This window comes from Massilia consociata (assembly GCF_042432755.1).
Classification (GTDB): Bacteria; Pseudomonadota; Gammaproteobacteria; order Burkholderiales; family Burkholderiaceae_D; genus Telluria; species Telluria consociata.
Map to the genome: position 1 here is coordinate 38967 of NZ_JBHLWP010000006.1, position 25086 is coordinate 64052.

17 protein-coding genes are annotated in these 25086 nt (G+C 65.0%); 9 read left to right on the forward strand and 8 right to left on the reverse strand.

Annotation, left to right across the window (positions count from 1 at the left end):
- Positions 1–49 precede the first annotated feature (49 nt).
- The 3 genes from ACFFJK_RS04320 (at position 50) to map (ending at position 7115) form a co-directional block, all read left to right on the forward strand.
- Positions 50–2953, forward strand: coding sequence for a TonB-dependent receptor domain-containing protein (locus ACFFJK_RS04320; protein WP_379677888.1), 2904 nt, complete (start codon positions 50–52; stop codon positions 2951–2953).
- 329 nt (positions 2954–3282) lie between these two features.
- A complete protein-coding gene (locus ACFFJK_RS04325; RefSeq protein WP_379677889.1) occupies positions 3283–6201 on the forward strand; it encodes a TonB-dependent receptor domain-containing protein in 2919 nt (972 codons plus the stop codon).
- Positions 6202–6350: 149 nt separating this feature from the next.
- On the forward strand, positions 6351–7115 hold the full coding sequence (map, locus tag ACFFJK_RS04330) for a type I methionyl aminopeptidase (RefSeq protein ID WP_379677890.1): 765 nt from the start codon (positions 6351–6353) through the stop codon (positions 7113–7115).
- 172 nt (positions 7116–7287) lie between these two features.
- On the opposite strand, the gene gap is transcribed toward map, so the two are convergent.
- Together gap and tkt are read right to left on the reverse strand one after the other, a co-directional pair.
- Positions 7288–8298: a type I glyceraldehyde-3-phosphate dehydrogenase gene (gene gap / locus ACFFJK_RS04335; RefSeq protein WP_379677892.1), complete on the reverse strand. Its 1011-nt coding sequence runs from the start codon at positions 8296–8298 to the stop codon at positions 7288–7290.
- A gap of 87 nt (positions 8299–8385) precedes the next feature.
- The gene (gene tkt, locus ACFFJK_RS04340; protein WP_379677893.1) at positions 8386–10383 is read right to left on the reverse strand and encodes a transketolase; all 1998 of its coding nucleotides are present in this window, start codon (positions 10381–10383) and stop codon (positions 8386–8388) included.
- A gap of 131 nt (positions 10384–10514) precedes the next feature.
- Here tkt and ACFFJK_RS04345 point away from each other — a divergent pair, with 131 nt between their 5' ends.
- Complete coding sequence (locus ACFFJK_RS04345; RefSeq protein ID WP_379677894.1) at positions 10515–11240, forward strand: 16S rRNA (uracil(1498)-N(3))-methyltransferase; 726 nt, start codon at positions 10515–10517, stop codon at positions 11238–11240.
- Between the two features lie 266 nt (positions 11241–11506).
- Here the strand turns inward: ACFFJK_RS04345 and ACFFJK_RS04350 are convergent, their stop codons facing one another.
- On the reverse strand, positions 11507–14674 hold the full coding sequence (locus tag ACFFJK_RS04350) for a TonB-dependent receptor (protein WP_379677895.1): 3168 nt from the start codon (positions 14672–14674) through the stop codon (positions 11507–11509).
- 627 nt (positions 14675–15301) lie between these two features.
- Here ACFFJK_RS04350 and ACFFJK_RS04355 point away from each other — a divergent pair.
- Entirely contained in the window at positions 15302–16918 is a 1617-nt protein-coding gene (locus ACFFJK_RS04355; protein WP_379677896.1) for an NAD(P)/FAD-dependent oxidoreductase, read from the forward strand.
- A gap of 56 nt (positions 16919–16974) precedes the next feature.
- The gene (locus ACFFJK_RS04360) at positions 16975–17778 is read left to right on the forward strand and encodes an EamA family transporter (RefSeq protein WP_379678265.1); all 804 of its coding nucleotides are present in this window, start codon (positions 16975–16977) and stop codon (positions 17776–17778) included.
- 46 nt (positions 17779–17824) lie between these two features.
- Here the strand turns inward: ACFFJK_RS04360 and corA are convergent, their stop codons facing one another.
- The 5 genes from corA to glnA all read right to left on the reverse strand — a co-directional run bounded on the left by corA (position 17825) and on the right by glnA (position 23617).
- Entirely contained in the window at positions 17825–18793 is a 969-nt protein-coding gene (corA, locus tag ACFFJK_RS04365; protein WP_379677897.1) for a magnesium/cobalt transporter CorA, read from the reverse strand.
- Positions 18794–18873: 80 nt separating this feature from the next.
- Positions 18874–20355, reverse strand: coding sequence for a nitrogen regulation protein NR(I) (ntrC, locus tag ACFFJK_RS04370; protein ID WP_379677898.1), 1482 nt, complete (start codon positions 20353–20355; stop codon positions 18874–18876).
- A 78-nt stretch (positions 20356–20433) separates the two neighbouring features.
- The gene (gene glnL / locus ACFFJK_RS04375) at positions 20434–21501 is read right to left on the reverse strand and encodes a nitrogen regulation protein NR(II) (RefSeq protein ID WP_379677899.1); all 1068 of its coding nucleotides are present in this window, start codon (positions 21499–21501) and stop codon (positions 20434–20436) included.
- A 10-nt stretch (positions 21502–21511) separates the two neighbouring features.
- Positions 21512–22030 (reverse strand): DUF4124 domain-containing protein, encoded by a 519-nt coding sequence (locus ACFFJK_RS04380; RefSeq protein ID WP_379677900.1) that lies wholly within the window; start codon positions 22028–22030, stop codon positions 21512–21514.
- Between the two features lie 171 nt (positions 22031–22201).
- A complete protein-coding gene (glnA, locus tag ACFFJK_RS04385) occupies positions 22202–23617 on the reverse strand; it encodes a type I glutamate--ammonia ligase (protein ID WP_379677901.1) in 1416 nt (471 codons plus the stop codon).
- On the opposite strand from glnA, the gene ACFFJK_RS04390 reads away from it, so the two are divergent.
- The 3 genes from ACFFJK_RS04390 to ACFFJK_RS04400 are packed head-to-tail and all read left to right on the forward strand — an operon-like array spanning position 23519 to position 25083.
- Positions 23519–23890, forward strand: coding sequence for a hypothetical protein (locus ACFFJK_RS04390; protein WP_379678276.1), 372 nt, complete (start codon positions 23519–23521; stop codon positions 23888–23890). The genes glnA and ACFFJK_RS04390 overlap by 99 nt on opposite strands.
- A 15-nt stretch (positions 23891–23905) precedes the next feature.
- Positions 23906–24364 (forward strand): rhodanese-like domain-containing protein, encoded by a 459-nt coding sequence (locus ACFFJK_RS04395; protein ID WP_379677902.1) that lies wholly within the window; start codon positions 23906–23908, stop codon positions 24362–24364.
- A complete protein-coding gene (locus tag ACFFJK_RS04400; protein WP_379677903.1) occupies positions 24361–25083 on the forward strand; it encodes a hypothetical protein in 723 nt (240 codons plus the stop codon). The genes ACFFJK_RS04395 and ACFFJK_RS04400 overlap by 4 nt, the downstream gene beginning before the upstream one ends.
- Positions 25084–25086: the final 3 nt, after the last annotated feature.

Below are 25086 nucleotides of genomic sequence, written 5' to 3' on the forward strand. Positions count from 1 at the left end.
TAAAAACAAACCCGCCGCCCTACCCGGGGCGGCGCGAGATGGAGAACACATGCAACAACGTACCAAGATCGCCGTGGCGGTCGCCCTCGCCGTCCATTCGATGGCGGCCTTCGCCCAGGAAGCCGCAGCACCGCTGCAGCGCGTGGAAGTCACCGGTTCGCGTATCCGCCAGGTCGACCTGGAAACCGCGCAGCCGATTCAGGTGATGACCCAGGAGCAGATCCAGAAGACCGGTCTGGTCACCGTCGGCGACATCATCGCCAACATGTCCTCGGCCGGCTCCCCGGCCTTCAGCAAGGGCGGCTCCCTGACCTCGAACCGCGAGAACGGCGGTCAGTACGCCAACCTGCGTAACCTCGGCTCGCAGCGCCTGCTGGTGCTGGTCAACGGCAAGCGCTGGACCCAGACCGTGGCCGGCCTGACCGACATGTCGACCATCCCGTCGTCGATGATCGAGCGCATGGAAATCCTGAAGGACGGCGCTTCCTCGATCTACGGCTCCGATGCGATTGCGGGTGTTGTCAACATCATCCTGAAGAAGTCGATGGAAGGCGGCCAACTGAGCATCTACGCCGGCCGCAACGAAGACGTCGCCGACGGCAAGAACCGCGACTTCTCGCTGAGCTACGGCGCCGGCAACGAGAAGGCTTCGCTGATGTTCGGCCTGTCGCATACCGAAACCGGCGCCGTCTGGTCGCGTGACCGCGAGTTCACCAGCTACTCGCGCACCAGCGAATTCCCGCTCGAAGGCCTGGGCGGCGGTCCATGGGGCCGTATCCGCCAGGTCAACGCCACTACTGGCGGCGCCACTGGCTTCGACCGCATCCTGAACCATACCGGCGACCAGCTCGGCGAAGGTGTCGGCCAGGATTCGCGCAACCCGGCCAACTACCATGCGGTGCCGGCGTCCGGCCCGATCCCGGCCGACAACTTCAACACCACCCGCCAGATGGTGTTCGCGATGCCGTCCAAGCTGGACACCATCTTCACCAAGGGCGAACTGCAGCTGCCCTACAACACGCGCCTGGTGACCACCGCGATGTACGCGTCGCGCAAGGGCGTGTCGACCACCGCCGGCTACCCGCTGAACTCGCAATCGCAAAGCAAGTACCCGGTCTACATCGACAAGGACAGCTACTTCAACCCGTACGGCAACCAGGTTGCCGGCGCCGGCCTTGGCCAGGACCTGTACTTCTACCGCCGCACCATCGAAGTGCCGCGCGTGACCGAGAACACCAACCGCACCCTGCACATCGACGCCACCCTGTCGGGCGACTTCGAACTGCGCTCGCTGCCGTGGAACTGGAGCGTGGGCTACAACCACAGCAAGGTCGACGGCGACACCATGGGCACGGGTAACCTCAACCTGCTGAACCTGAAGAAGGCCCTCGGCCCATCCTTCCGCAATGCCGCCGGCGTGGTCCAGTGCGGCACCCCGAACGCCCCGATCGCGCTGGCGGAATGCACCCCATGGGACATCCTGGGCGGTCCGTCGGCCTCGACCCCGGCAGCACTGGACTACGTCATGTCGACGGGCGGCTATACCTATGGCAGCAAGGTCGACAGCGCGACCGCCGACCTCAGCGGCGAACTGTTCCAGCTGCCGGCCGGCGCCCTCGGCGCCGCAGCCGGTATCGAGCACCGTACCGTGGAAGGCTGGGACCTGCCGGGCCAATTCCAGCGCTCGGGCTTCTCGACCGACCTGGCCGGCAACCCGACCCGCGGCCGCTACACCGTGCGCGAGGCCTACGCCGAGCTGAACATCCCCGTCCTGAAGAACCTGCCGTTCGTCGAATCGCTGTCCTTCAACCTGGCCACCCGTTATTCGGACTACAGCAACTTCGGCTCGGCCAACAACAGCAAGGCCAGCTTCACCTACCGCCCGACCAAGGACGTGATGTTCCGCGGCACCTGGGCGGAAGGCTTCCGCGCACCGACCGTGGGTGACTCCTTCGGCGGCGGCCAGCAATCCTTCGACTCCTACCTGGATCCGTGCGACACCGTCTACGGCGACGCGGCGCGTAACACCACGGTGCTGGGCCGCTGCAACAGCGGCATCGGCGGCATCCGCGGCACTCCGGCAAGTTTCCGCCAGAAGACCCAGACCGGCGCCAACATCAGCTCGAGCTCGAGCGTGCAGACCTCGGTGCCGTTCAACGTCAACGCCGGCAATGCGTTCCTGCAGCCGGAAACCGCGATCACCCGTACCCTGGGCATGGTGTTCAACCCGTCCTTCGTTCCGGGCTTCTCGGCGGCGGTCGACTGGTACAGCATCACGGTCAACAACCGGATCGTTTCCGTGTCGTCGAACTACGTCCTGGGCGAATGCTACAACCAGGGCCTGACCGACTTCTGCTCGCTCGTCACCCGTGACGCGACCGGCATGGTCACCGACGTGCGCCGCGGTAACGCCAACCTGGGCCAGATCAAGACCGAAGGCGTGGACGTCGAACTGCGCTACCGCCTGCCGCGCTTCTCGTGGGGCCAGGTCAACGTGCGCAGCGAGACTACCTACCTGGACGAGTACTCGACCAAGAGCAACGCCACCGCGCAGTGGATCGATTTTTCGGGCGACTATGACTTCCACCGCTGGAAGTCGAACCTGACCACCGACTGGGCGCTGGGCAACTGGAGCGCTACCTGGGGTGTCCGCTTCCTGAGCGACGTTACCGACACCTGCCTGAGCATCCCGAACCGCTGGCAGTGCAACGAGCTGGAGACCCGTCGTCCGGGCGCCACCTCGAACGGCGCGAACCGCCTGTCCTCGCTGACCTTCCATGACATCAGCGTCGGCTACAAGTTCGCATGGAACGGCAATGTGCGCGTTGGCGTCAATAACGCCTTCGACAAGAAGCCGCGCTTCACCGTCCTCGGCGCAGCGTCCTCGACCTACGTCGATGCCGACCTGCCGATCGACCGCTTCTTCTACGTGCGCTACAACCAGAACTTCTGATCACTTGATTAGCTAGTTCAACGCAATTTAATTGCGCAAAAAGCCCGTCCGGCGCAAGCCGGGCGGGCTTTTTTCGTTTGCTAGTAAATTTAGTTACCCGTCAAGAGTGTCACAGAAGAAATTGCGTAAATACACAATTTAGCAACATTTCGTGATTTTCAATTGCAAGTTTCATTGACAGTGCGGCATCGAGGATGATTCTATTGCTAACTTGAAAATTCGTTCAGCATAGACCTGATCAGTTTTTGAGTATGTCGCCCAGCGACCTTCCCTGCGGCTGCGCTGCCACGAGCAGTACGGCCCTGTTTTCACCCAAGGAGTTTTGCAACATGATGGAAACAATCTTGTCCCGGTCGATCCGCGTGATCTGCCTGGGCGGTATGACCCTCGGCATGACCGCCGCGATCGCACAAGAGACCTCGGCCCCGCTGCAGCGCGTCGAAGTGACCGGTTCGCGTATCCGCCAGGTGGACCTGGAAACGGCCCAGCCGATCCAGGTCATGAGCCAGGAACAGATCCAGAAGACGGGTCTGGTCACCGTTGGCGACATCCTCAACAACCTGTCGTCGGCCGGCGCGCCTGGCTTCAGCCGCAGCGGTTCGCTGACCTCGAACACCGAAGCCGGCGGCCAGTACGTCAGCCTGCGCAACCTGGGCGCGAACCGCCTGCTGGTGCTGGTGGACGGCAAGCGCTGGACCCAGACCGTGGCCGGCTACACCGACCTGTCGACCATCCCGTCGGCCATGATCGAGCGCATGGAAATCCTGAAGGACGGCGCTTCGTCGATCTACGGCTCCGACGCGATCGCGGGCGTGGTCAACATCATCCTGAAGAAGAACATGGAAGGTGGCCAGATTTCCCTGTACACCGGCGCCAACGAAAAAGGCGACGGCCAGAACAAGGACTTCTCGCTGACCTACGGCGCCGGCAACGACAAGGCGTCGCTGATGTTCGGCCTGTCGCACACCACGCAGGGCGTCGTGTGGCCGTCGAGCCGTGAAATCACCGAGACCTCCTACGGCCCGGCGCACCGCACCGCAGGCCTGGGCGGCGGTCCATGGGGCCGTATCACCCCGCTGACCGCCACCGGCGGCCAGAACACCAATCCGGCCAACGGCGGCTTCAATCGCGTGCTCAACCACACTGGCAGCTGGAATGGTCAGGGCGTCGGCGCCAACTCGCGCGACCCGAACAACTACCACGCCTACAGCAGCACGAACTACGACGACTTCTACAACTCGACCCAGGACATGCACCTGCTGTCGCCGAGCAAGCTCGACACGCTGTTCGTCAAGGGCGAGATCGCGCTGCCGAAAGACATGCGCCTGAAGACCACCGCGATGTACTCGCAGCGTGATTCGGTCCGCCAGATCGCCGGCTACCCGCTGCAGTCGACCAGCCAGGCCAAGTACCCGGTCTACATCGACAAGGACAACTACTACAACCCGTACGGCAACCAGGTTGCCGGCGCCGGCAATGGCCAGGACCTGTTCTTTGCCCGCCGTACCATCGAGATCCCGCGCCTCACCGAGAACGAAAACCGCACCCTGCACGTCGATGCGACCCTGGAAGGCGAGTTCTCGTTCCGTGACCTGGCCTGGAACTGGGATATCGGCTACAACCACAACAAGGTTTCCGGCACCGCGCGCGACACCGGCAACATCAACCTGCTGACCCTGAAGCGCGCCCTCGGGCCGTCGTTCATGAACGCTTCGGGCCGCGTCCAGTGCGGCACCCCGACCTCGCCGATCCCGTTCGCCGATTGCGTCCCGTTCGACATCCTGGGCGGCCCGTCGGCCTCGACCCCGGAGGCGCTGGCTTACATCAACACCTCGGGCGCCAAGACCTACGGCTCGACCATCAACAGCGCCACCGCCAACCTGGCAGGCGAACTGTTCCAGCTGCCGGCCGGCGCGCTGGGCGTGGCAGTCGGCATCGAGCACCGCGAAGTCAAGGGCTCGGACGTGCCTGACCAGTTCTCGCAGTCGGGCTACTCGACCAACCTGTCGGGCCAGCCGACTCACGGCCGCTACACCGTGCGCGAAGCCTACGCCGAGCTGAACATCCCGGTGCTGAAGAACCAGCCGTTCGCCGAGATGCTGAGCTTCAACCTGGCGACCCGCCACTCGGACTACAGCAACTTCGGCGTGACCAACAACAGCAAGGCCAGCTTCATGTACAAGCCGGTCAAGGATGTGCTGGTCCGCGGTACCTGGGCCGAAGGCTTCCGTGCACCGACCCTGAACGACGTCTCGGGCGGCGGTTCGCAGTCCTTCGACACCTTCCTGGACCCGTGCGATACCGTGTTCGGCGAAGCCTCGCGCAATTCGGCAGTGGCAGCACGCTGCACCGGCGGCTTCGCCGGCGTGCGCGGCACCCCGGCCAACTACCGCCAGCAGCTGCAGTCGGGCGGCCCGATCGCCGGCTCGACCGGTACCCAGTCCCTGGTGGCCTTCCAGTCGGGCGCCGGCAATGCGTTCGTGCAGCCGGAGACCGCGATCACCAAGACCGCCGGCTTCGTCTACAGCCCGTCGTACCTGCCTGGCTTCAGCGTCGGCCTCGACTGGTACAACATCGAGATCAAGAACCGCATCACCGCGATCAGCGCGAGCTACGTCGCCAACCAGTGCTTCATCAACGGCAACACCAACTATTGCAGCGTGATCCAGCGCGATCCGGTCACCGGCCAGATCAACCAGCTGTCGCGCGGCAACGCCAACCTGGGCGAGATGGAAACCGAGGGCCTGGACCTGGCGATTAACTACCGCCTGCCGCGTACCGCCTACGGCCAGTTCGGCCTGCGTAGCGAAACCTCGTATGTCGACAAGTTCCGTACCCGCAGCGGTTCGGACCAGGAGTGGAACAACTACGCCGGCGAGTACTTCTACAACCGCGTGAAGTCGAACAACTCGGTCGACTGGAACATGGGCAACTGGAGCGCCACCTGGGGCTTCCGCTACTACAGCCCGGTCAAGGACCAGTGCTGGAGCTCGACCGTCGAGTGCAACATGCCTGACTACGTCAGCGATGACTGGGGCACCGGCGGCAACAAGCTGGGTTCGGTTACCTTCCATGACCTGAGCGTCGGCTACAAGACCGCGTGGAACGGCCGCATCCTGGTCGGCATGAACAACGTCTTCGACAAGAAGCCGCGCATCGTGTACAACACCCAGGCAAGCGCTTCGTCGGTCGACGCCGACATGTCGCTGGACCGCTTCATCTACGTCCGCTACAACCAGTCGTTCTAATGGCGCAGGCCCGCAAGGGCTGACCGTCTAGACGTCGAGATGCCCGCCAGGTTCGCCTGGCGGGCATTTTTCATGGGCAGCCGGCGGCAGGCCCGCTGGGGTATCATGGCGGATTGGACGGCGCGGCCGTCATCAACACGACACACACAATGGCAATCAAACTCAAGAACGACAAGGACATCGCGAAGATGCGCGTCGCCGGCGGCCTCGCCGCCGAGGTGCTGGAAATGATCAGGGAATACGTCGTTCCCGGCGTCTCCACCGAGGAACTGGACCGGCGCTGCAACGAATACATCCGCAAGGTGCAGAAGGCCACTCCGGCCAACGTCGGCTACCACGGCTTCCCCAAGACCCTGTGCACCTCGGTCAACGGCGTGGTCTGCCACGGCATCCCGAGCGAGAAGGAAGTGCTGAAGGACGGCGACATCATCAACATCGACGTCACCGTGATCAAGGACGGCTGGCACGGCGACACCAGCCGCATGTATTTCGCAGGAACGCCATCGCCGGAAGCCCGGAAGCTGGTCGACACCACCTATGAGGCGATGATGGCGGGCATTCGCAAGGTTGGCCCGGGCGCGCGCCTGGGCGACGTCGGCCACGCGATCCAGAAGCTGGCCGAAGGCGCCGGCTACTCGGTGGTGCGCGAGTACTGCGGCCACGGCATCGGCCGCGTCTACCACGAGGAGCCGCAGGTGCTGCATTACGGGCGCCCGAACACCGGCCTGCTGCTCAAGGAAGGCATGACCTTCACCGTCGAGCCGATGATCAACCTGGGCGGCGCCGACGTCGACCAGCTGGAGGACGGCTGGACCGTGGTCACCAGCGACGGTTCGCTGTCGGCCCAGTGGGAGCACATGGTGGCGGTGACGAAGAACGGCGTCGAGATCCTGACGCCCTGGCCAAATGCGTGAGGCTCCACCTCTTACGTAGGGTGGCCGGCTTCGCCGGCCGCGCGTCCGACTCCGACATGCTCAGCGACAGCGCATCCTTGCTGTGAACGCGCGGTCGGCATAGCCGACCACCCTACATTTCTGAAGAAAAAAACCGGCCTGGGCCGGTTTTTTTCATGATACTGCGCCGAAATTACTTGGCGTTCATCAGCGCGACGGTGGTGTCGAGCATGCGGTTCGAGAAGCCCCACTCGTTGTCGTACCACGACGAGACCTTCACCAGGCGGCCCGAGACTTTCGTCAGGGTGGCGTCGAAGTTCGACGATGCCGGGTTGTGGTTGAAGTCCACCGAGACCAGCGGGTCGGTGTTGTAGGTCAGGATGCCGTTCAAGGCACCTTCCGACGCCGACTTCATGAGCTGGTTGACTTCGTCGACGGTGGTGTCGCGCTTGGCGATGAACGACAGGTCGACGATCGACACGTTGATGGTCGGGACGCGGATCGCGAAGCCGTCCAGCTTGCCGTTCAGTTCCGGCAGCACCAGGCCGACCGCGGCGGCGGCGCCGGTCTTGGTCGGGATCATCGACTGGGTGGCCGAACGGGCGCGGCGCAGGTCTTCGTGCATCACGTCGGTCAGCACCTGGTCGTTGGTGTAGGCGTGCACGGTGGTCATCAGGCCGGTTTCCAGGCCGATGGCGTCGTGCAGCGGCTTGACCAGCGGGGCCAGGCAGTTGGTGGTGCACGAAGCATTCGAGATCACGGTGTCGGTCGACTTCAGCACGTCCTGGTTGACGCCGTACACGATGGTGGCGTCGACGTCCTTGCCGCCCGGTGCCGAGATGATGACCTTCTTGGCGCCGCCCTTCAGGTGGGCCGAAGCCTTTTCCTTGGTGGTGAAGAAGCCGGTGCACTCGAGCACCACGTCCACGCCCAGCTCGCCCCATGGGATCTCGGCCGGGTTACGCTGCGCGAACACGCGGATCTTGTCGCCGTTGACGATCATGTTGTCGCCTTCCACCGTCACGGTGCCCGGGAACTTGCCGTGGGCCGTGTCGTAGCGGGTCAGGTGGGCGTTCGATTCGGCATTGCCGAGGTCGTTGATCGCCACGATCTGGATGTCTTGCTTCTTGCCGCCTTCGTAGAAGGCGCGCAGGATGTTGCGGCCGATGCGGCCATAACCATTGATTGCTACCTTGATCGTCATACTCTGCTCCTGATTAAAAAAAAGCTTTTTTTCGTACCGAAGATCTTTGACAAACGGGCCGCATGCAGCGGCCCGTTCCGAATCACATCACGCTGCGACGACAGCCTTGGCCTTGGCAACCACGTTCTCGACGGTGAAGCCGAAGTGCTTGAACAGCACCGGCGCCGGCGCCGATTCGCCGAAGGTGTCGATGCCGACCACGGCGCCTTCCAGGCCCACGTACTTGTACCAGAAATCGGTCACGCCGGCTTCGATGGCAACACGAGGCGTGCCACGGGTCAACACGCTGGCCTTGTAGGCGGCGTCCTGGCGCTCGAACACGTCGGTCGACGGCATCGAGACCACGCGCGCGGCGATGCCCTCGGCCGCCAGCGCATCGGCAGCCTTGACCGCCAGTTCGACTTCCGAACCGGTCGCGATCAGGATGAGCTTCGCATCGGCGGCGTCGCGCAGCACGTAGCCGCCCTTGGCGATGTTCGCCACGCTTGCTGCGTCGCGCTCCATGAACGGCAGGTTCTGGCGCGAGAAGATCAGGGTCGACGGACCGTCCTTGCGCTGCACGGCGGCACCCCAGGCCACTTGCGACTCGACCGTGTCGCACGGACGCCAGTTGTCCAGGTTCGGGATCAGGCGCAGCGACGAGACGTGCTCGATCGACTGGTGGGTCGGGCCGTCTTCGCCCAGGCCGATCGAGTCGTGGGTGAACACGAACAGCGAACGGATCTTCATCAGCGCGGCCATGCGCAGCGCATTGCGGCTGTAGTCCGAGAAGGTCAGGAAGGTCGCGCCGAACGGAATGAAGCCGCCGTGCAGGGCGACGCCGTTCTGGATCGCGGCCATGCCGAATTCGCGCACGCCGTAGTTGATGTGGTTGCCCGGGATGCCCGAGCGCACCGCTACCGATTCCTTCCAGTTGGTCAGGTTCGAGCCGGTCAGGTCGGCCGAGCCGCCCAGGAATTCCGGCAGGATCGGGGCCAGCGCCTGGATCGCGTTCTGCGAGGCCTTGCGGGTGGCGATGGTTTCCTTCTTCTCGATGCAGGTGGCGATCGCGGCGTCCAGCACCTCGTTGAAGTTACCCGGCAGTTCGCCCTTCATGCGGCGCTCGAATTCGGCGGCCAGTTCCGGGTGTGCGCCGCGGTAGGCCTCGAACAGGGTGTTCCACTCGCCCTCGAACTGCGCGCCGCGCGCTTTCGCATCCCACGCTTCGTAGATTTCGCCCGGGATGTCGAACGGGATCGGGTCCCACAGCAGGTGGGTACGTACTGCCGCGATTTCCTTGTCGCCCAGCGGGGCGCCGTGGACCTTGTCGCCGCCTTCCAGGTTCGGGGCGCCCTTGCCGATGATGGTCTTGCACATGATCAGGGTCGGACGGTCCGACTGTTTTGCCTGCTCGATGGCCTCGGACACGGCGCTCACGCTGTGGCCGTCGATCTGGCCGATCACGTTCCAGCCGTAGGCTTCGAAGCGCTTGCGGGTGTCGTCGGTGAACCAGCCTTCGACGCGGCCGTCGATCGAGATGCCGTTGTCGTCGTACAGCCAGATCAGTTTATTCAGGCGCAGGGTGCCGGCCAGCGAGGCCACCTCGTGCGAGATGCCTTCCATCAGGCAGCCGTCGCCCAGGAAGGCGTAGGTGTAGTGGTCGACCACGTCGTAGCCCGGGCGGTTGAATTCATAGCCCAGCAGCCATTCGGCCAGCGCCATGCCGACCGAGTTCGCAATGCCCTGGCCCAGCGGGCCGGTGGTGGTTTCCACGCCCGGGGTGATGCCCACTTCCGGGTGGCCCGCGGTCTTCGAGTGCAGCTGGCGGAAGGCGCGCAGGTCGTCCATCGTCAGGTCGTAGCCGGCCAGGTGCAGCATCGCGTAGTGCAGCATCGAGCCGTGGCCGTTCGACAGCAGGAAGCGGTCGCGGTTGAACCAGCCCGGATTGGCCGGGTTGTGGCGGTAGTGCTTGTCCCACAGCGCGACGCCGATCTCGGCCATGCCCATCGGCATGCCCGGGTGGCCCGAGTTGGCTTTCTGGACGGCGTCCATCGCCAGCGCGCGGATCGCGTTGGCCATCAGGGTAGTGGTTTGCGTAGATTTCATGAAAGTTACCGTGGTCTGCGGTGGTCTTGATTGGAAAGCGGTGGCGGTGCAGCTGGCCGTAACCCGGTATTTTACCAGAGCAGCCTGCTGCCGAATTAAAATGCAGGTTTTGTACGCCCTCCAGGAGCCGCATGCCCCGTTTTTACTGTCCAGGACCGCTCGCCGCCGGCGCCAGCGTCGACCTGCCCGACTCCGTCGCCCACCACCTGCATGTGGTCCGGATGCAACCGGGCGACGCCCTCACCCTGTTCGACGGCCGCGGCGGCCAGTACGCGGCGCTTCTTGCCGAGATCGGCAAGAAACGCGCAAGCGCGACGGTCCTCGCCCACGAGGCGGTCGAGGTCGAGCTGCCCTATGCCGTCACCCTGGCCCAGGGCCTGCCGGAGGGGTCGAAGATGGACTGGATCATCGAGAAGGCAATCGAACTGGGCGTTGCGCGGATCGAACCACTGGCGGCCCGGCGCAGCGTGGTGCGCCTGTCCGGCGAGCGCGCCGAAAAGCGCCACGCCCACTGGCAGGGCGTGATCGTGGCCGCCTCCGAGCAGTGCGGGCGCAACCGGCTGGCGGGCCTGGCGCCGGTGGCGGAATTCGGGCGCTGGCTTGCAGCGCCCTCGCCTGCCCCGCGCATCCTGCTCAGCCCGCGCGCGGAGTCCTCCCTGGCGCAATGGGCGCAAGCCGGCGGTCCCCAGGCGCTGACGCTGATGGTCGGGCCGGAAGGCGGCTTCACCGCGGAGGAGGAGGACGCCGCCGTCGCAGCCGGCGCCATCGCCCTGTCGATCGGCCCGCGGGTGTTGCGCACCGAGACCGCGGCGCTGGCGGCGCTGGCCATGCTCGGGGGGCTGTGGGGCGGGATGTGAGCCGGACGCCGGACGCATGCCGGTTATATATATAGATAGCAGGGCATTGCTGCCGCCGCACGACAGCCGGCAGGAAGCTGCGATTCAGGCCCGACTGGCGAAAGAAGCGGCCGACTCGGGAGAATGCGAACGCGTAGTGGAGCGTGACATGCATGCCGGTGCGCCGGATGAAGAACGGCCCGGCCGACAACGTCGACCGGGCCGTGAAGCTTGCCTCAGCGATAAGGAACCACCCCGAAGGGTGGGTCCTTCCAGCCGGCACCCGCTTAGAAGCGGCGGTTGTACTCGACCGTGAAGCGGACCGAGCGCGGCGCCATGAACTGGCCCAGCATGTTGTAGGTTGGAGCAACCTGGGTCTCGTCGCCGGCGTCATACGTTGCGGTTTGCGAACGCGGCGTCTGCGAGTTGAAGACGTTGTACACGTCGACCTTCATCTGCAGGCCCGTGAGCAGTGCCGGCGCGTACGATGCCGACAGGTCGAGGCGCTTCTCGGTCGGCATGCGGCCGAGCGAGCCACGCGGCGTGAACTTGCCGCCGCAGAAGAAGTACTCAGGACCATAGCCCGGTCCGCCCAGCTCGTAACCCAGCGCCCAGCTCGGATCCTCGCCCGCATCCCAGGCATTGTTGGTGCCCAGGCAGCTCTTCGGACGGCCCGACTGGATCAGCGCATTGGCGCCCAGAGTAACTTCCGGGGTCAGCTGATAGTAGCCGAATGCCTTGAGCTGGTGCTCGCGGTCATTCGGCAGCAAGCCGTGAGCACCGACTGCGAACTCCGGGAAGTCCCAGCCTGCCGAAGTACCGACGTCCGACTGGCCGGTATCCGAACGGGTCTGGCCTTCCATGTTGCCTTCGCTGCGCGACCAGGTGTAGTTGATGCGGCCATACCAGCCATTGCGCATCGGGTGCTCCAGGAACAGGTCCAGCGCCTTGTACGTACGTTCGGCTTTCGGCTGCATGAGTTCGGCAGCGGTGATGGTCACCATGCGGCCCTTGCCGGTGACGACCGGTTGAGCGAACTCGTCATTTCCGTCGATCCAGACGACAGCATCCTTGCCTGGATTAAAGATGAAGCAGCCCATAGCGTGCGAGTCGCCGACGGGGATGCCGTTCCTGCGAGCATGGTCGTACAGGAGACGCCAATCGCAGCTGTCGTCGATACCGGCGCCCAGTTTACGATAGGTCAGGCGACCACCGAAGTTCAGGTCGGCGCTCCATGCACGTTCGAAGCCCAGGGTGATTTCATCCTGGTAATTCGGCTTCAGGTTCTGCGAGACCACCGCGCGCGGGTCCTTCTTCTGGCCGTATTCGCCGTTTGCCGAGTACGGGGTGTTGATCGCCACCAGGCCCAGCGGTGCGCCGTTGGTCGGATCGACGCCGGTGTAGGTGAAGTCCTGGTCGGTGAAGGTCGAGCGCGAAGCCGCACGCGCCGCTACCTGGGTCGGCAGTTGCAGGTAGTAGCGGCCGGCGCTACCGAACACCTTGAACGAAGCATCGCCGTTCACGTCCCAGGCTGCCGAGAAGCGCGGGGCAAGCTGGTTGTCCATGTCCATGAACTTCTCGCCGTCGCCGTTCGAGTTGGTGTAGGCGTCGTTACGCACGCCGATGGTCAGCAGCAGGTTCTTGGTTGCCTGCCAGCGGTCCTCGATGTACTGCGCGTTCTGGGTCGAGGCTGCATCGGTGATCGAGCTGAAGATGCGCTGGCGCACGAAGTAGCCTGCCGTGCCGGAGCCGCCGTAGTTCGCCAGGATCGCCGGACGGGAGCCCGACAGCGGGCTCGAGATGTTCGGGTTGTTGACGTTGCGATAGGTCCAGGTCGAACCGCCACTGGTCGAATAGCCTGCGCCGACGCTATCCAGCTTGGCCGAATCGACACCGGCACGGATGGTGTGCGAACCGATCCTGTATTCGATGTCCAGGCGGCCTGCACGCACCGTGTCGGACGCCTCGTTCAGGCTGCGGCCACCCCCGAAGAAGTTGTACTGGCGGTACAGGGCCTGGTTGATCGCCGGCCAGCGGCCGGTGGTCGTCCACTGGACGCCTGCCGGCAGGCCGCCCATGCCGCCCGAGTTGGCGCCGAGGCGCTCGTAGGTGGTGCCGCGTTCGGTCTTCATCTCGCCGTACAGGGCGGTGATGGTCAGGTCGTCGGTGATGTTGCCGACGTAGCGCGCCATGTTGAGCTTCGCGCCCGGGGTACCGGTGTACGACGGGTCGGTCGGACCCAGGTTGCGGGTCAGCGCCGAGGTGTAGATCTGGCCGTTCGGCACGCCGTCCATCTGCGCCAGCGCATTCGGGTTGTTCGGGTTCAGCGTATAGCCGTAGGTCTGGTAGCGCTTGCGGTTTTCGTTACCGGCCGACGTGAACTCGAGACGATGGTTGTCGGTGATGTTCCAGTCGATCTTGCCCAGCCAGCGGTTATCCATGCCCTTGTTGACGTTCCAGCCGCCCTGGTTGACGTTCGCCGCACTTGCCGCGGTGGTCATGCCGGCATACGCGTCGCGGGTGGTGTAGCGCTCGGCCGACACGAACATGAACAGCTTGTCACGGATGATCGGGCCGCCCACGTAGGCGCCGTACTGGTGGGTTTCGACTTCGCGGTTGTCGTAGCGGATACGCAGCTTGCCGTCGGTGTTGGGATTGCCGCCGGTGACCGGATACACGGAGTTGCGGTAATCTTCCCGCAACTCGGACGGGGTGATGCTGTACAGCGCACCCGCTTCCCAGGTGTTGGTACCGCTCTTCGAGGTCAGGCTCATCACGCCGCCGATCGAACGGCCGAATTCGGCGCCGAAGCCGCCGGTCATCACCGAAGCTTGCTGGATCGAGCCGAACGGCAGTTCCATCGATCCCAGCTGGCTCAGCGGGTTGGTGATCGGGAAGCCGTTCAGGTAGAACGAGTTCTCCGACACGCCCGAGCCGCCGAACGAGGCGGTGTTGCCGAATGCGGAATCGCCCTGGGTGGTGTTCGGTGCCAGCAGCACGACCGCGGTCAGGTTCTGCTGGACCGGCAGCTGGGCCAGTTCCTTGGCAGTGAACACCGTGCTGTTGGTCGCATTCGTCACGTCGATACGGGTGCGCCGGCCAGTCACCTGGACGGTGGACACGCCGCCGAAGGACGCGTCCACGGTCTGGCCGAGGATGACGTCGACTTCGGAGGTGTTGGCGACGCTGCCGTTACGGACCAGTTCGACGCGGTAACGGCCTGGCGGCAGGGCCGAAGCGCGGTAGGTGCCGCCGCTCTCGACGGAGACGGAACGGCGCAGGCCGGTCTCGACATTGGTTACGACGACCGACGCGCCGGCAGCCGCATCGACCTTGCCGGCGATGACGCCGGTAGCGTTCGACTGTGCCATGGCCGGCGGGACGACCGCGACCGCCAGCGCCGCAGTACTGAAGGCGATGGACAATGCACGTGCTACTACAGTTTTTCTCAACATGTGGTTCCCCTAAATTGTTGTTATTGCCGGGAGCATCTCCAACGAAGAGCTCGCTGTCGATCATGCTGACGCGACATTTCCACGTGCATGACTGGGGTCGAGCTCAACAAGTCTTCTCCAGACAGGTTTATTCAGGAATGGGTATTCCTCGTCTTGCTGGGAGTTCCAGTTCAACTTCCTCATGGAAACATGTGCAAAGTTGCGTCGTCAACAACAAGAAGAATCGTTTTCGCATGCATACAACACTTTGTTTTGCGATTATTCCCCGTGCATAAGAATCCATATTTACAAAGATTTTCTATATTTCGTTCTACATCACTCCGTAAATACGAAATTTATTATGGAAATTGGAGAGTATTCGAGAATCTTGTGTCCGGAAAAATTCACACGACTACTCGCCCATACAAGCGTCGTTCCAATGAAGTACAAGTATTTTTCTTCCAAAATAGAAAGTTTTTGCAAGGGGGCACCGAGAATGGTTCATTCTCGCCGCGGGCTGCCCGAGGAACGTTTGCTCTTCCCCTCCCTGCCCAGCCAGGGCCTGCCATAACGCGGTAAAATAACGGTTTGCCTGATATGCCTCCGGCGCCGATCCGGACGGCGGCACAGCCCTCGCTCCAGCCCAAGATGCTCCGAATAAACGAACTCAAACTCCCGCTGAATCATCCTGAATCCGCGCTGCGTGAAGCCATCGTCCGCCGCCTCGGCATCGACGACGCAGACCTGCTCGGCTTTACTGTATTCAAGCGTAGCTATGACGCGCGCAAGAAGGCAGCCATCGTCCTGATCTATGCGATCGACGTCGAGGTGCGTAATGAAAGTGCCGTGCTGGCGCGTTTTGCCCAGGACCAGTACGTCATTCCTGCACCCGATACCAACTACAAGTTCGTCCCCGCCGCGAAACCGGCGCCGGGCACGCCGCGCCCGGTCGTGGTCGGCATGGGCCCTTGCGGGATGTTCGTGGCCCTGATCCTGGCCCAGATGGGCCTGAATCCGCTGGTGCTGGAACGCGGCAAGATCGTGCGCGAGCGCACCGTCGACACCTTCGGCTTCTGGCGCAAGCGCAAGCTCAACACCGAGTCGAACGTGCAGTTCGGCGAAGGCGGCGCCGGCACCTTCTCGGACGGCAAGTTGTACAGCCAGATCAAGGACCCGAAGCACTACGGCCGCAAGGTGCTGACCGAGTTCGTCAAGGCCGGCGCGCCGGAAGAGATCCTGTACGTCAGCAAGCCGCACATCGGCACCTTCCGCCTGGTCAAGATGGTCGAGCAGATCCGCGCCGAGATCATTGCCCTGGGCGGCGAAATCCGCTTCGAGACCCGGGTCGACGACGTGTTCGTCTCGGAAGAAAACGGCGTGCGCCAGGTACAGGGCGTGCGCCTGTCCAGCGGCGAGGAGATTCCCACCCGTCACCTGGTGATGGCGATCGGCCACAGCGCGCGCGACACCTTCCAGCTGCTGTACGACCGCGGCGTCTACATCGAGGCCAAGCCCTTCTCGATCGGCTTCCGCGTCGAGCACCCGCAGTCGCTGATCGACGTCTGCCGCTTCGGCCCGAACGCCGGCAACAAGCTGCTCGGCGCGGCCGACTACAAGATCGTGCACCACGCCTCCAACGGCCGTTCGGTCTACAGCTTCTGCATGTGCCCGGGCGGCACCGTCGTGGCGGCATCGAGCGAGGAAGGCCGCGTCGTCACCAATGGCATGAGCCAGTACTCGCGCAACGAGCGCAACGCCAACAGCGCCATCGTGGTGGGCATCACGCCCGAGGACTATCCGGGCCACCCGCTGGCCGGCATCGACTTCCAGCGCGAGCTGGAGTCGCGCGCCTTCGTCCTGGGCGGCAGCAACTACGACGCGCCGGGCCAGCTGATGGGCGACTTCGTGCGTGGCGTGGCATCGAAAGAGTTCGGTTCGGTGATCCCCTCGTTCCGGCCGGCGGTGCACCTGACCGACCTGGCGCCTTCGCTACCGGACTACGCGATTCTCGCGCTGCGCGAAGCGTTCGTCGCTTTTGACAAGCAGATCAAGGGCTACTACAAGGAAGACGCGGTGCTGACCGGCGTCGAGACCCGTACTTCGTCGCCGATCCGCATCAAGCGCAACGACGGCGACCTGCAAAGCCTGAACACGCGCGGCCTGTTCCCCGCCGGCGAAGGCGCCGGCTACGCCGGCGGCATCATGTCGGCGGCGGTGGACGGCATCCGCGTCGCCGAAGCCGTGGCGCTGGCGATGGCCGCGTGAACGCAACCGAAGGCCGGTCCGGCACGCTCGGTCCCGGCCTGGCGATCCTGGCCTCGATGGTGTCGGTGAATGCCGGCGCCGCCTGGGCCAAGGGATTGTTCCCGCTGGTGGGCAGCCAGGGCGTGACGGCCGTGCGCGTCGGGCTGGCTGCCGCGCTGATGCTGGCCATCGTGCGGCCGTGGCGCACCCTCCCCTCGCGGCGCGACGCGCTCAACCTCATGGTCTACGGGTTGATGTTGGGCGGCATGAACCTCTTGATCTACGGCGCCTTCGCCCGCATCCCGATCGGGATCGCGGTGGCCATCGAAGTGGTCGGTCCGCTCGCGGTGGTGGTGCTGTCCTCGCGCCGCGCGCGCGATTTCGGCTGGGTGCTGCTCGCCGCCTTCGGCCTGTGGCTGCTGGCCCCGGTGCACGACGGCGTCGCCCCGCTCGACCCAACGGGCGTGGCCTATGCGCTCGGCGCGGCCTTCTGCTGGGCGATGTACATCGTGTACGGCAAGCGGGTGTCAGGCCTCGGCGGCGGGCAGGCGGTCGCCTGGGGCATGCTGGCGGCGGCGCTGTTCACGGTGCCGGTCGGCGTGGCGCATGCCGGCAGCGCCCTGCTCCTGCCTTCGGTACTGGCGGGCGGCCTGGCGGTGGCAGTGCTGTCGAGCGCCCTGCCCTATTCACTCGAGATGGCGGCGCTGGCGCGCCTGCCGCGGCGCGTGTTCGGCATCCTGGTCAGCGCCGGGCCGGCGTTCGCGGCGCTGGCAGGCTGGATCGTGCTGGGCGAGCGCCTGACGGGCATGCAGTGGCTGGCGATCGCGCTCGTGATCGTGGCCTGCGGCGGGGCGGCGGCCACGGCGGGCAAGAAGTCGTAGCGTGGGCGGGTTTTCCGCCCACGCGTGCAAGCAGCATCACTCGCTGCTAGATCCACCCCGCCTTCTTGAAGCGCCAGTACAGGTAGCTGCACACGCCGACCATCGTGAGCAGCGCCATCGGATAACCGTATTTCCACTTCAGCTCCGGCATGAATTCGAAATTCATGCCCCACACGCCAGCGAACGCGGTGAACACGGCGAAGATCGCAGCGTAGGCGGCCAGCCGCTTGCTGATGTCGTTCTCCTCGATCGCCACCATCGACAGCGTCACCTGGATCGCGGTGTTGATGGTGTCGCGCACCGCGTCCAGCCGGCCGAGGATGCGCAGCAGGTGGTCGTGGACGTCGCGGAAGTAGTCCTGGGTCTCGGCCACCACTTCCGGCACCCGCCCGCCATGCAGGCGCCCGATTGCGTCCATCAGCGGCACCACCGCGTGGCGCAGCGTCTGCGACTTGCGTTTGAGCTCGTACAGGCGTTCGATGTTGGCGCGCTGCCCGCCATTCTGGCCGAAGATGTGGTCCTCGATCGATTCGAGCTCGGATTCGAGCATGTCGACCACGGGGAAGTAACGGTCGACGACCGCATCGACCAGCGCGTACAGCACGAAACCGGCGCCCTTCTTCAGCTGGTGCGGTTCGCGCTCGGCGCGGGCGCGCACGCCCAGGAAACCCTGGTTGGCATCGCGCCGCACCGACAGCACGTAATTGGGTCCGGCGAAGATGGCCAGCTCCCCGGCACTGAGCTCGTCGCCGTTCAATTCGATGATGTGCACGATCACGAACACGCAGTCGCCGTACTCCTCCATCTTGGGGCGCTGGTGGCCGCGCGCCGCGTCCTCCACCGCCAGTTCGTGCAGGCCGAACTCCCCCTGCATGATGGCGATTTCGTCCTGGCCGGGGTCGCGCTGGGCGACCCAGACGAAGGTATCGGGGTGTTTCAGGTACTCGCTGATGTCCTCGACCGGGATGTCGGACAGCTTCTTACCTTCCTGATAGGCGACACAGTTGATCAGCATGGGTGGGATGGGCTACGGGTTGACGCTGGGATGCAGCTTGCAAGAAGCGCCAGCTTACACCATCGGCCGCCTTCGCCCCCTCACTCGTCCCGTGCCCCGTCGATCCCGAGCTCGACGATCTTGCGGGTGATCGTGTTGCGCCCGATCCCGAGCCGCATCGCGGCGTCGTTCTTGCGCCCGTGCGTGTACTTCAGGGCGGTCTTGATCAGGGCCGATTCGAACTGGCGGCCGAGCGTGTCCATCACGTCCACCTGGCCCGCGCCGAGCATGCCGGCGGCCTGCAGCTCGAGCAGGCCGATCCAGCCGTCCGGCGACGGCGGCGCACTGGCCTGCGCCGCCGCATGCTGGCTGGACGCCGGCGTCCCGGTCGGCGCCGCGTCCTGCGCCGGTGCCTGCGCCGGTGCGGCCTGCCCCTGGGTCAGGTCGCGCGGCAGGTCCTTGACCTCGACCGTCTGGCCGGGCGCCATCACGGTGATCCAGTTACACAGGTTTTCCAGCTGGCGCACGTTGCCCGGCAACTCGAGGCCGGCCAGGTACCGCATGGCCGGTTCGCTCAGGCGCTTCGGTTCGACGCCCAACTGGTGTGCGCTCTGCACCAGGAAGTGGCGCGCCAGCAGCGGGATATCGTCGCTGCGTTCGCGCAGCGACGGCAGGCGCAGGCGGATCACGTTCAGGCGGTGGTACAGGTCTTCGCGGAACAGTCCGTCGCGCACGCGCTGCTCCAGGTTCTGGTGCGTGGCAGCGATCACGCGTACGTTGGCCTTCACCGGCTGGTGCCCGCCGACGCGGTAGAAGTGGCCGTCCGAGAGCACCCGCAGGAGCCGGGTTTGCAGATCGAACGGCATGTCCCCGATCTCATCCAGGAACAGGGTGCCGTTCTCGGCCTGCTCGAAGCGGCCGCGCCGCATCGCCTGCGCGCCCGTGAAGGCGCCGCGCTCGTGGCCGAACAGTTCCGATTCCAGCAGGTCCTTCGGGATCGCCGCCGTGTTCAGCGCAATGAAGGGCTGCTGGGCGCGCGGGCTGTGCTTGTGCAGGGCGCGCGCGACGAGCTCCTTGCCGGTGCCCGACTCCCCGGTGATCAGGACCGTCACGTTCGACTGCGACAGGCGGCCGATGGCGCGGAACACTTCCTGCATGGCCGGCGCCTGGCCGAGGATCTCGGGGGTCTCGGCCGGCGCCGATTCCACGCTGGCTTCGCGCAGGCTCTCCTCCAGCGCGCGGCGGATCAGGGCCACCGCCTGGTCGATGTCGAAGGGCTTGGCCAGGTAATCGAAGGCGCCGCCCTGGAACGAGGCAACCGCCGAGTCGAGGTCGGAGAATGCGGTGATGATGATGACCGGCAGCCCCGGGTGGCGCGCCTTGACGGCGGCAAGCAGGTCGATGCCGGATTCGCCGGGCATGCGGATGTCCGACACCAGCACCTGCGGCGTGTCGGTCTCGAAGGCAGCCAGGGCCTCGCGCGCGTTGGCGAAGCTGCGGGTCTCCAGGCTTTCGCGCGCCAGAGCTTTTTCCAGTACCCAGCGGATCGATGCGTCGTCGTCGACAATCCAGATTGGTTTCATGTGTTCGTGGTTCCCGTCGTTCGCGCCCTACGATTCAATGGGGACTCACGGCAGAGCCTGCGCCCGTGCCGCCGTTTCTTACGGCAGCGGCAGCAGGATCCGGAAATCCGTCAGTCCAGGCCGGCTTTCGCACTCGATCACACCCAGGTGCTGCTGCACGAAGGTCTGCGCCAGCGTCAACCCGAGGCCGCTGCCGCCTTCGCGCCCGGAGACGAGCGGATAGAAGATACGGTCGCGGATCTCGGGAGCGATGCCCGGTCCATTGTCGATGATATGCAAATCTAATGCCAGCCCGTAACGGACCTTCGCCAGGGTGACCTGGCGCGCCACGCGGGTGCGCAGCACGATCTCGGCGTCGCCCGCCGCGATGCGCCCGGCCAGCGCCTGGGCGGCGTTGTGGGCGATGTTCAGCACCACCTGGATCAGTTGCTCCATGTCGCCCCGGAACTCGGGGATCGAGGCATCGTAGTCGCGCCGGATGGTGAGCCCCGTCGGGAATTCGGCCAGGATCAGGCTGCGCACGCGCTCGCAGACTTCGTGGATGTTGACGTCGCCCACGATATGGGGTTTTCGATGCGGCGCCAGCAGGCGGTCGACCAGGGTCTGGAGGCGGTCGGCCTCCTTGATGATCACCTGGGTATATTCCTTCAGGTCGGCCGGGTGCTGCGGCGGCAACTCGAGCTCCAGCAGCTGCGCCGCGCCGCGGATGCCGCCGAGCGGGTTCTTGATCTCGTGGGCCAGGTTGCGGATCAGTTCCTTGTTGGCCTGGCTCTGGTCGAGGATGCGCTCCTCGCGGTCGAGCTTGAGCTGCTGGACGTTCTCGCGCAGCTCGACCAGCAGTTCGCCGTCCACGAGCGCGGTGACGATGCTGTTGACGTGCAGCGGCTCGCGCCCGGTGCGCAGCAAGGTCAGGTCCTGGCGCAGGTCGGCGTACTGGTGCGCCAGCGCCTGCGCGCACAGCGCGGCCAGTTCGTGGCCATTGGTGAAGAGTTCCGGCAGCGGGCAGCGCTGCAGCGACTTGAGCGACAGTTCGAGCAGGTTCTCGGCGGCCGGGTTAGCGTAACGCACGTCGACCTGCGGCCCGAGCAGCAGGACGCCCGAACCCAGCAGGTCGAGGCCGGCGAAACGGGACGGCGTCGCGCTCATCGGTTCACGCTCATCGGATATTCGCGATCTCGCGCTGCAGCGCCTCGATGTTGCGCTCGGTGCGGCCGATCTCGTCGCGCATGCCGGCCACGCGCTCCTGGTACTTGGCGTAGTTGCGTTCGTTGCCCTGGCGCTCGGGCTCGCCGTTGTTGAAGTCGCGGCGCAGGTCGGCCAGCTTCTTCTGCTCCAGGCGCAGCTCGTCGTTCAGGATCTCGCGGCGCTCGTCGTCGCGGGCGCGCTGCTGGGCCGTGTCCACGCGCGGGAAGCTGGCCGGCGTCACGCTCGAGGCCGGCCCCGGGCTGCTCGGGCGCACCGCCGGAATCGGCGCGGAGGCGCGCGGCGGCGGCGGCGCGTAACCCGGCAGGTCGAGCGCCTTGCAGCCGCGGCGACTGGTGTCGGTGAACTCGACCCGGCCCTGCTCGTCCACGCACTTGTAGACGACGCTCTGCGCTTGCGCCCCGTTGTGGAGCGCCAGGCCCGCTGCCAGGACCGCGCCGAAGCGCCGGATAACAGTAATTGTCTTTCCCATCAGAAATCAATTTGCACAATAAACGTGCACGAAGTGTAGCCCACCGCGACTATACCCGATCCCAAAAACAACGCGGGGAAAGCCCTCGCTTTCCCCGCGTTTGTTACAGACCCTTACGCCCGCTGACGCATGAGCGCAACGATCCTGCGTAACAGGCTGTTGCCATTCCGATTACGACGAGTAGTACATGTCGAATTCGGCCGGGTGCGGGGTCATGCGCATGCGCTGCACTTCCTGCATCTTCAGCTCGATGTAGGCGTCGATCATGCTGTCGCTGAACACGCCGCCGCGGGTCAGGAACTCGCGGTCCTTGTCCAGGGCTTCGAGTGCTTCTTCCAGCGAGGCGCAGACGGTCGGGATCAGCTTGTCTTCTTCCGGCGGCAGGTGGTACAGGTCCTTGGTGGCGGCTTCGCCCGGGTGGATCTTGTTCTGGATGCCGTCCAGGCCGGCCATCATCAGCGCGGCGAAGCACAGGTAGACGTTGGCCAGCGGGTCCGGGAAGCGCACTTCGACGCGGCGGCCCTTCGGGTTGGCCACGTGCGGGATGCGGATCGAGGCCGAGCGGTTCTTGGCCGAATACGCCAGCTTGACCGGCGCTTCGTAGCCCGGCACCAGGCGCTTGTACGAGTTGGTGCCCGGGTTGGTGATCGCGTTCAGCGCCTTGGCGTGCTTGATGATGCCGCCGATGTAGAACAGCGCGGTCTCCGACAGGCCGGCATAGCCGTCGCCCGCGAACAGGTTCTTGCCGTCCTTCCAGATCGACTGGTGCACGTGCATGCCCGAGCCGTTGTCGCCGGCCATCGGCTTGGGCATGAAGGTTGCGGTCTTGCCGTAGCTGTGGGCCACGTTCCAGATCACGTACTTCATGTTCTGGGTCCAGTCGGCGCGCTCAACCAGGGTCGAGAACTTGGTGCCGATTTCGTTCTGGCCGGCGCCGGCCACTTCGTGGTGGTGCACTTCGACCGGGATGCCCATCGATTCAAGGATCAGGCACATTTCCGAGCGCATGTCCTGGAAGCTGTCGACCGGCGGGACCGGGAAGTAGCCGCCCTTGACGGTCGGACGGTGGCCGCTGTTGCCGCCTTCGATCTGCTTGTCGGTCGACCACGAGGCTTCGTCCGAGTCGATCTTTACGAAGCAGCCCGACATGTCGATCTTCCAGCGGATCGAGTCGAAGATGAAGAACTCCGGTTCCGGGCCGAAGTAGGCGGTGTCGCCCACGCCCGAGGACTTCAGGTAGGCTTCGGCGCGCTTGGCGATCGAGCGCGGGTCACGGTCGTAGCCCTTGCCATCAGCCGGTTCGATCACGTCGCACTGCATGAACAGGGTGGTCTCTTCCATGAACGGGTCGAGGTTGGCGGTGTTCGGGTCTGGCAGCAGGAGCATGTCCGAGGCTTCGATACCCTTCCAGCCGGCGATCGACGAACCGTCGAAGGCGTGGCCCGACTCGAACTTGTCTTCGTCGAAGTGCGACACGGGGACGGTCACGTGCTGCTCCTTGCCGCGGGTATCCGCGAAGCGCAGGTCAACGAACTTCACTTCGTTGTCTTTGATGAGTTGAATTACGTCTGCAGCCGTCTTTGCCATTCGTATCTCCTGATTGAAAAGGGGGTGTCGCCCAGATTGCATCACGGCGCGACAACTTGCTCTACTTCAAAGCATGAAGCGTGCCAACCTACCGTTATGAGCAAATGCCCAATGCTTCGTTGGAAAGCCCTTGCATTTGCTTCTACAATCGACCTTCACCACATGCGTGCATTGCAGCGCGATCGCACCGATTTGGTGCACAATGCCCGCCGATGCACCATCGCAGCGCAGGATACACCGAACCAAGTTGGTGCAACGCTTTTCTTGTTCTAAACCGGACCGAACACGATGACCACTACCGAATCCATCCTTGCCAGCGCGCGCCAGCGTAGCGCCGGCCAGCCGTATGCCGGCGCCGTCACGCCCGAAGAAGCGTTCGCGCTCCTGCGCCTGGACCCTCGCGTGAAACTGGTCGATGTGCGCACCAATGCCGAGCGCGACTGGGTTGGCCGCGTGGCCATTCCCGACGCCCAGCATGTCGCGGTGCAGTGGGCCACCTACCCGGGCGGCCAGCCCAATCCCGACTTCGGCGCGCAGCTCGAGCAGGTGGCGCGCAAGGACGAGGTGCTGCTGTTCCTGTGCCGCTCGGGCGTGCGCTCGCGCCACAGCGCGCGCGTGGCGACCGAGCAGGGTTTTGCCGAGTCCTACGACATCCTCGAAGGTTTCGAGGGCGACCGCGATGCGAACGGCCACCGCAAGACCGTCGGCGGCTGGTGCAAGGCCGGCCTGCCCTGGATCGGGGCATGAGCATGGATGCGCGCGCGCGGCTCGATGCCGCCTCCGAGCTGGCGCACGAAGGCAGGTACGAGGAAGCCCTGCGCGAGTTCCAGTGGTTCCACGACCACGCGCTGGAGGAAATGCCTTCGCTGTACGGCGTACGCCTGTCCTACGCGCTGGGCGCCTGGGTTGATCTTGCCGCCGACTATCCGCCGGCGCGCGAGGCCCTGCTCCGGGTGCGCGAGCGCGATGCCGCCCTGCTGTTGGCGGGCCAGGGCACGCGCGGACTGCTGCACGACGTCGTGGCCATCGACGATGAACTGGGCCAGGTAGCGGACACGCATGCCCTGTGCGTCGCGCTCGAGAAAGCCGACCCGGCGCTGCTGCTGGCTTCGGCCAGCCTCGTGCTGCCGGCCATTATCGCCGCCGGAGATCATGCGCTGGCCGAGCGCCTGCTGCCCACGCCCGAGGAAACCATCCGCGAGCGCAGCCGCTTCCTCATGAAAGTGTTCGAGCGCTGGCGCAGGCAATATGCGCGCACCATGTACATTGCCGCGCAGGTCGATATCTACGCGAACGACGTGCGCCAGGTGCTGATGGTGCTCGAACAGCGTGGCCGGGCAGCGGAAGCGGCGCGCCTGCGCGCGCTGGCCGTCGACCTGGTGCCGGCGACCACGCTGCGCCGGGCGGTGCGCGCCGCCCTCTTCCCCGGTGCGCGTCCGGGGCACGGCCGCAGGCGCCGGCGCTGATCG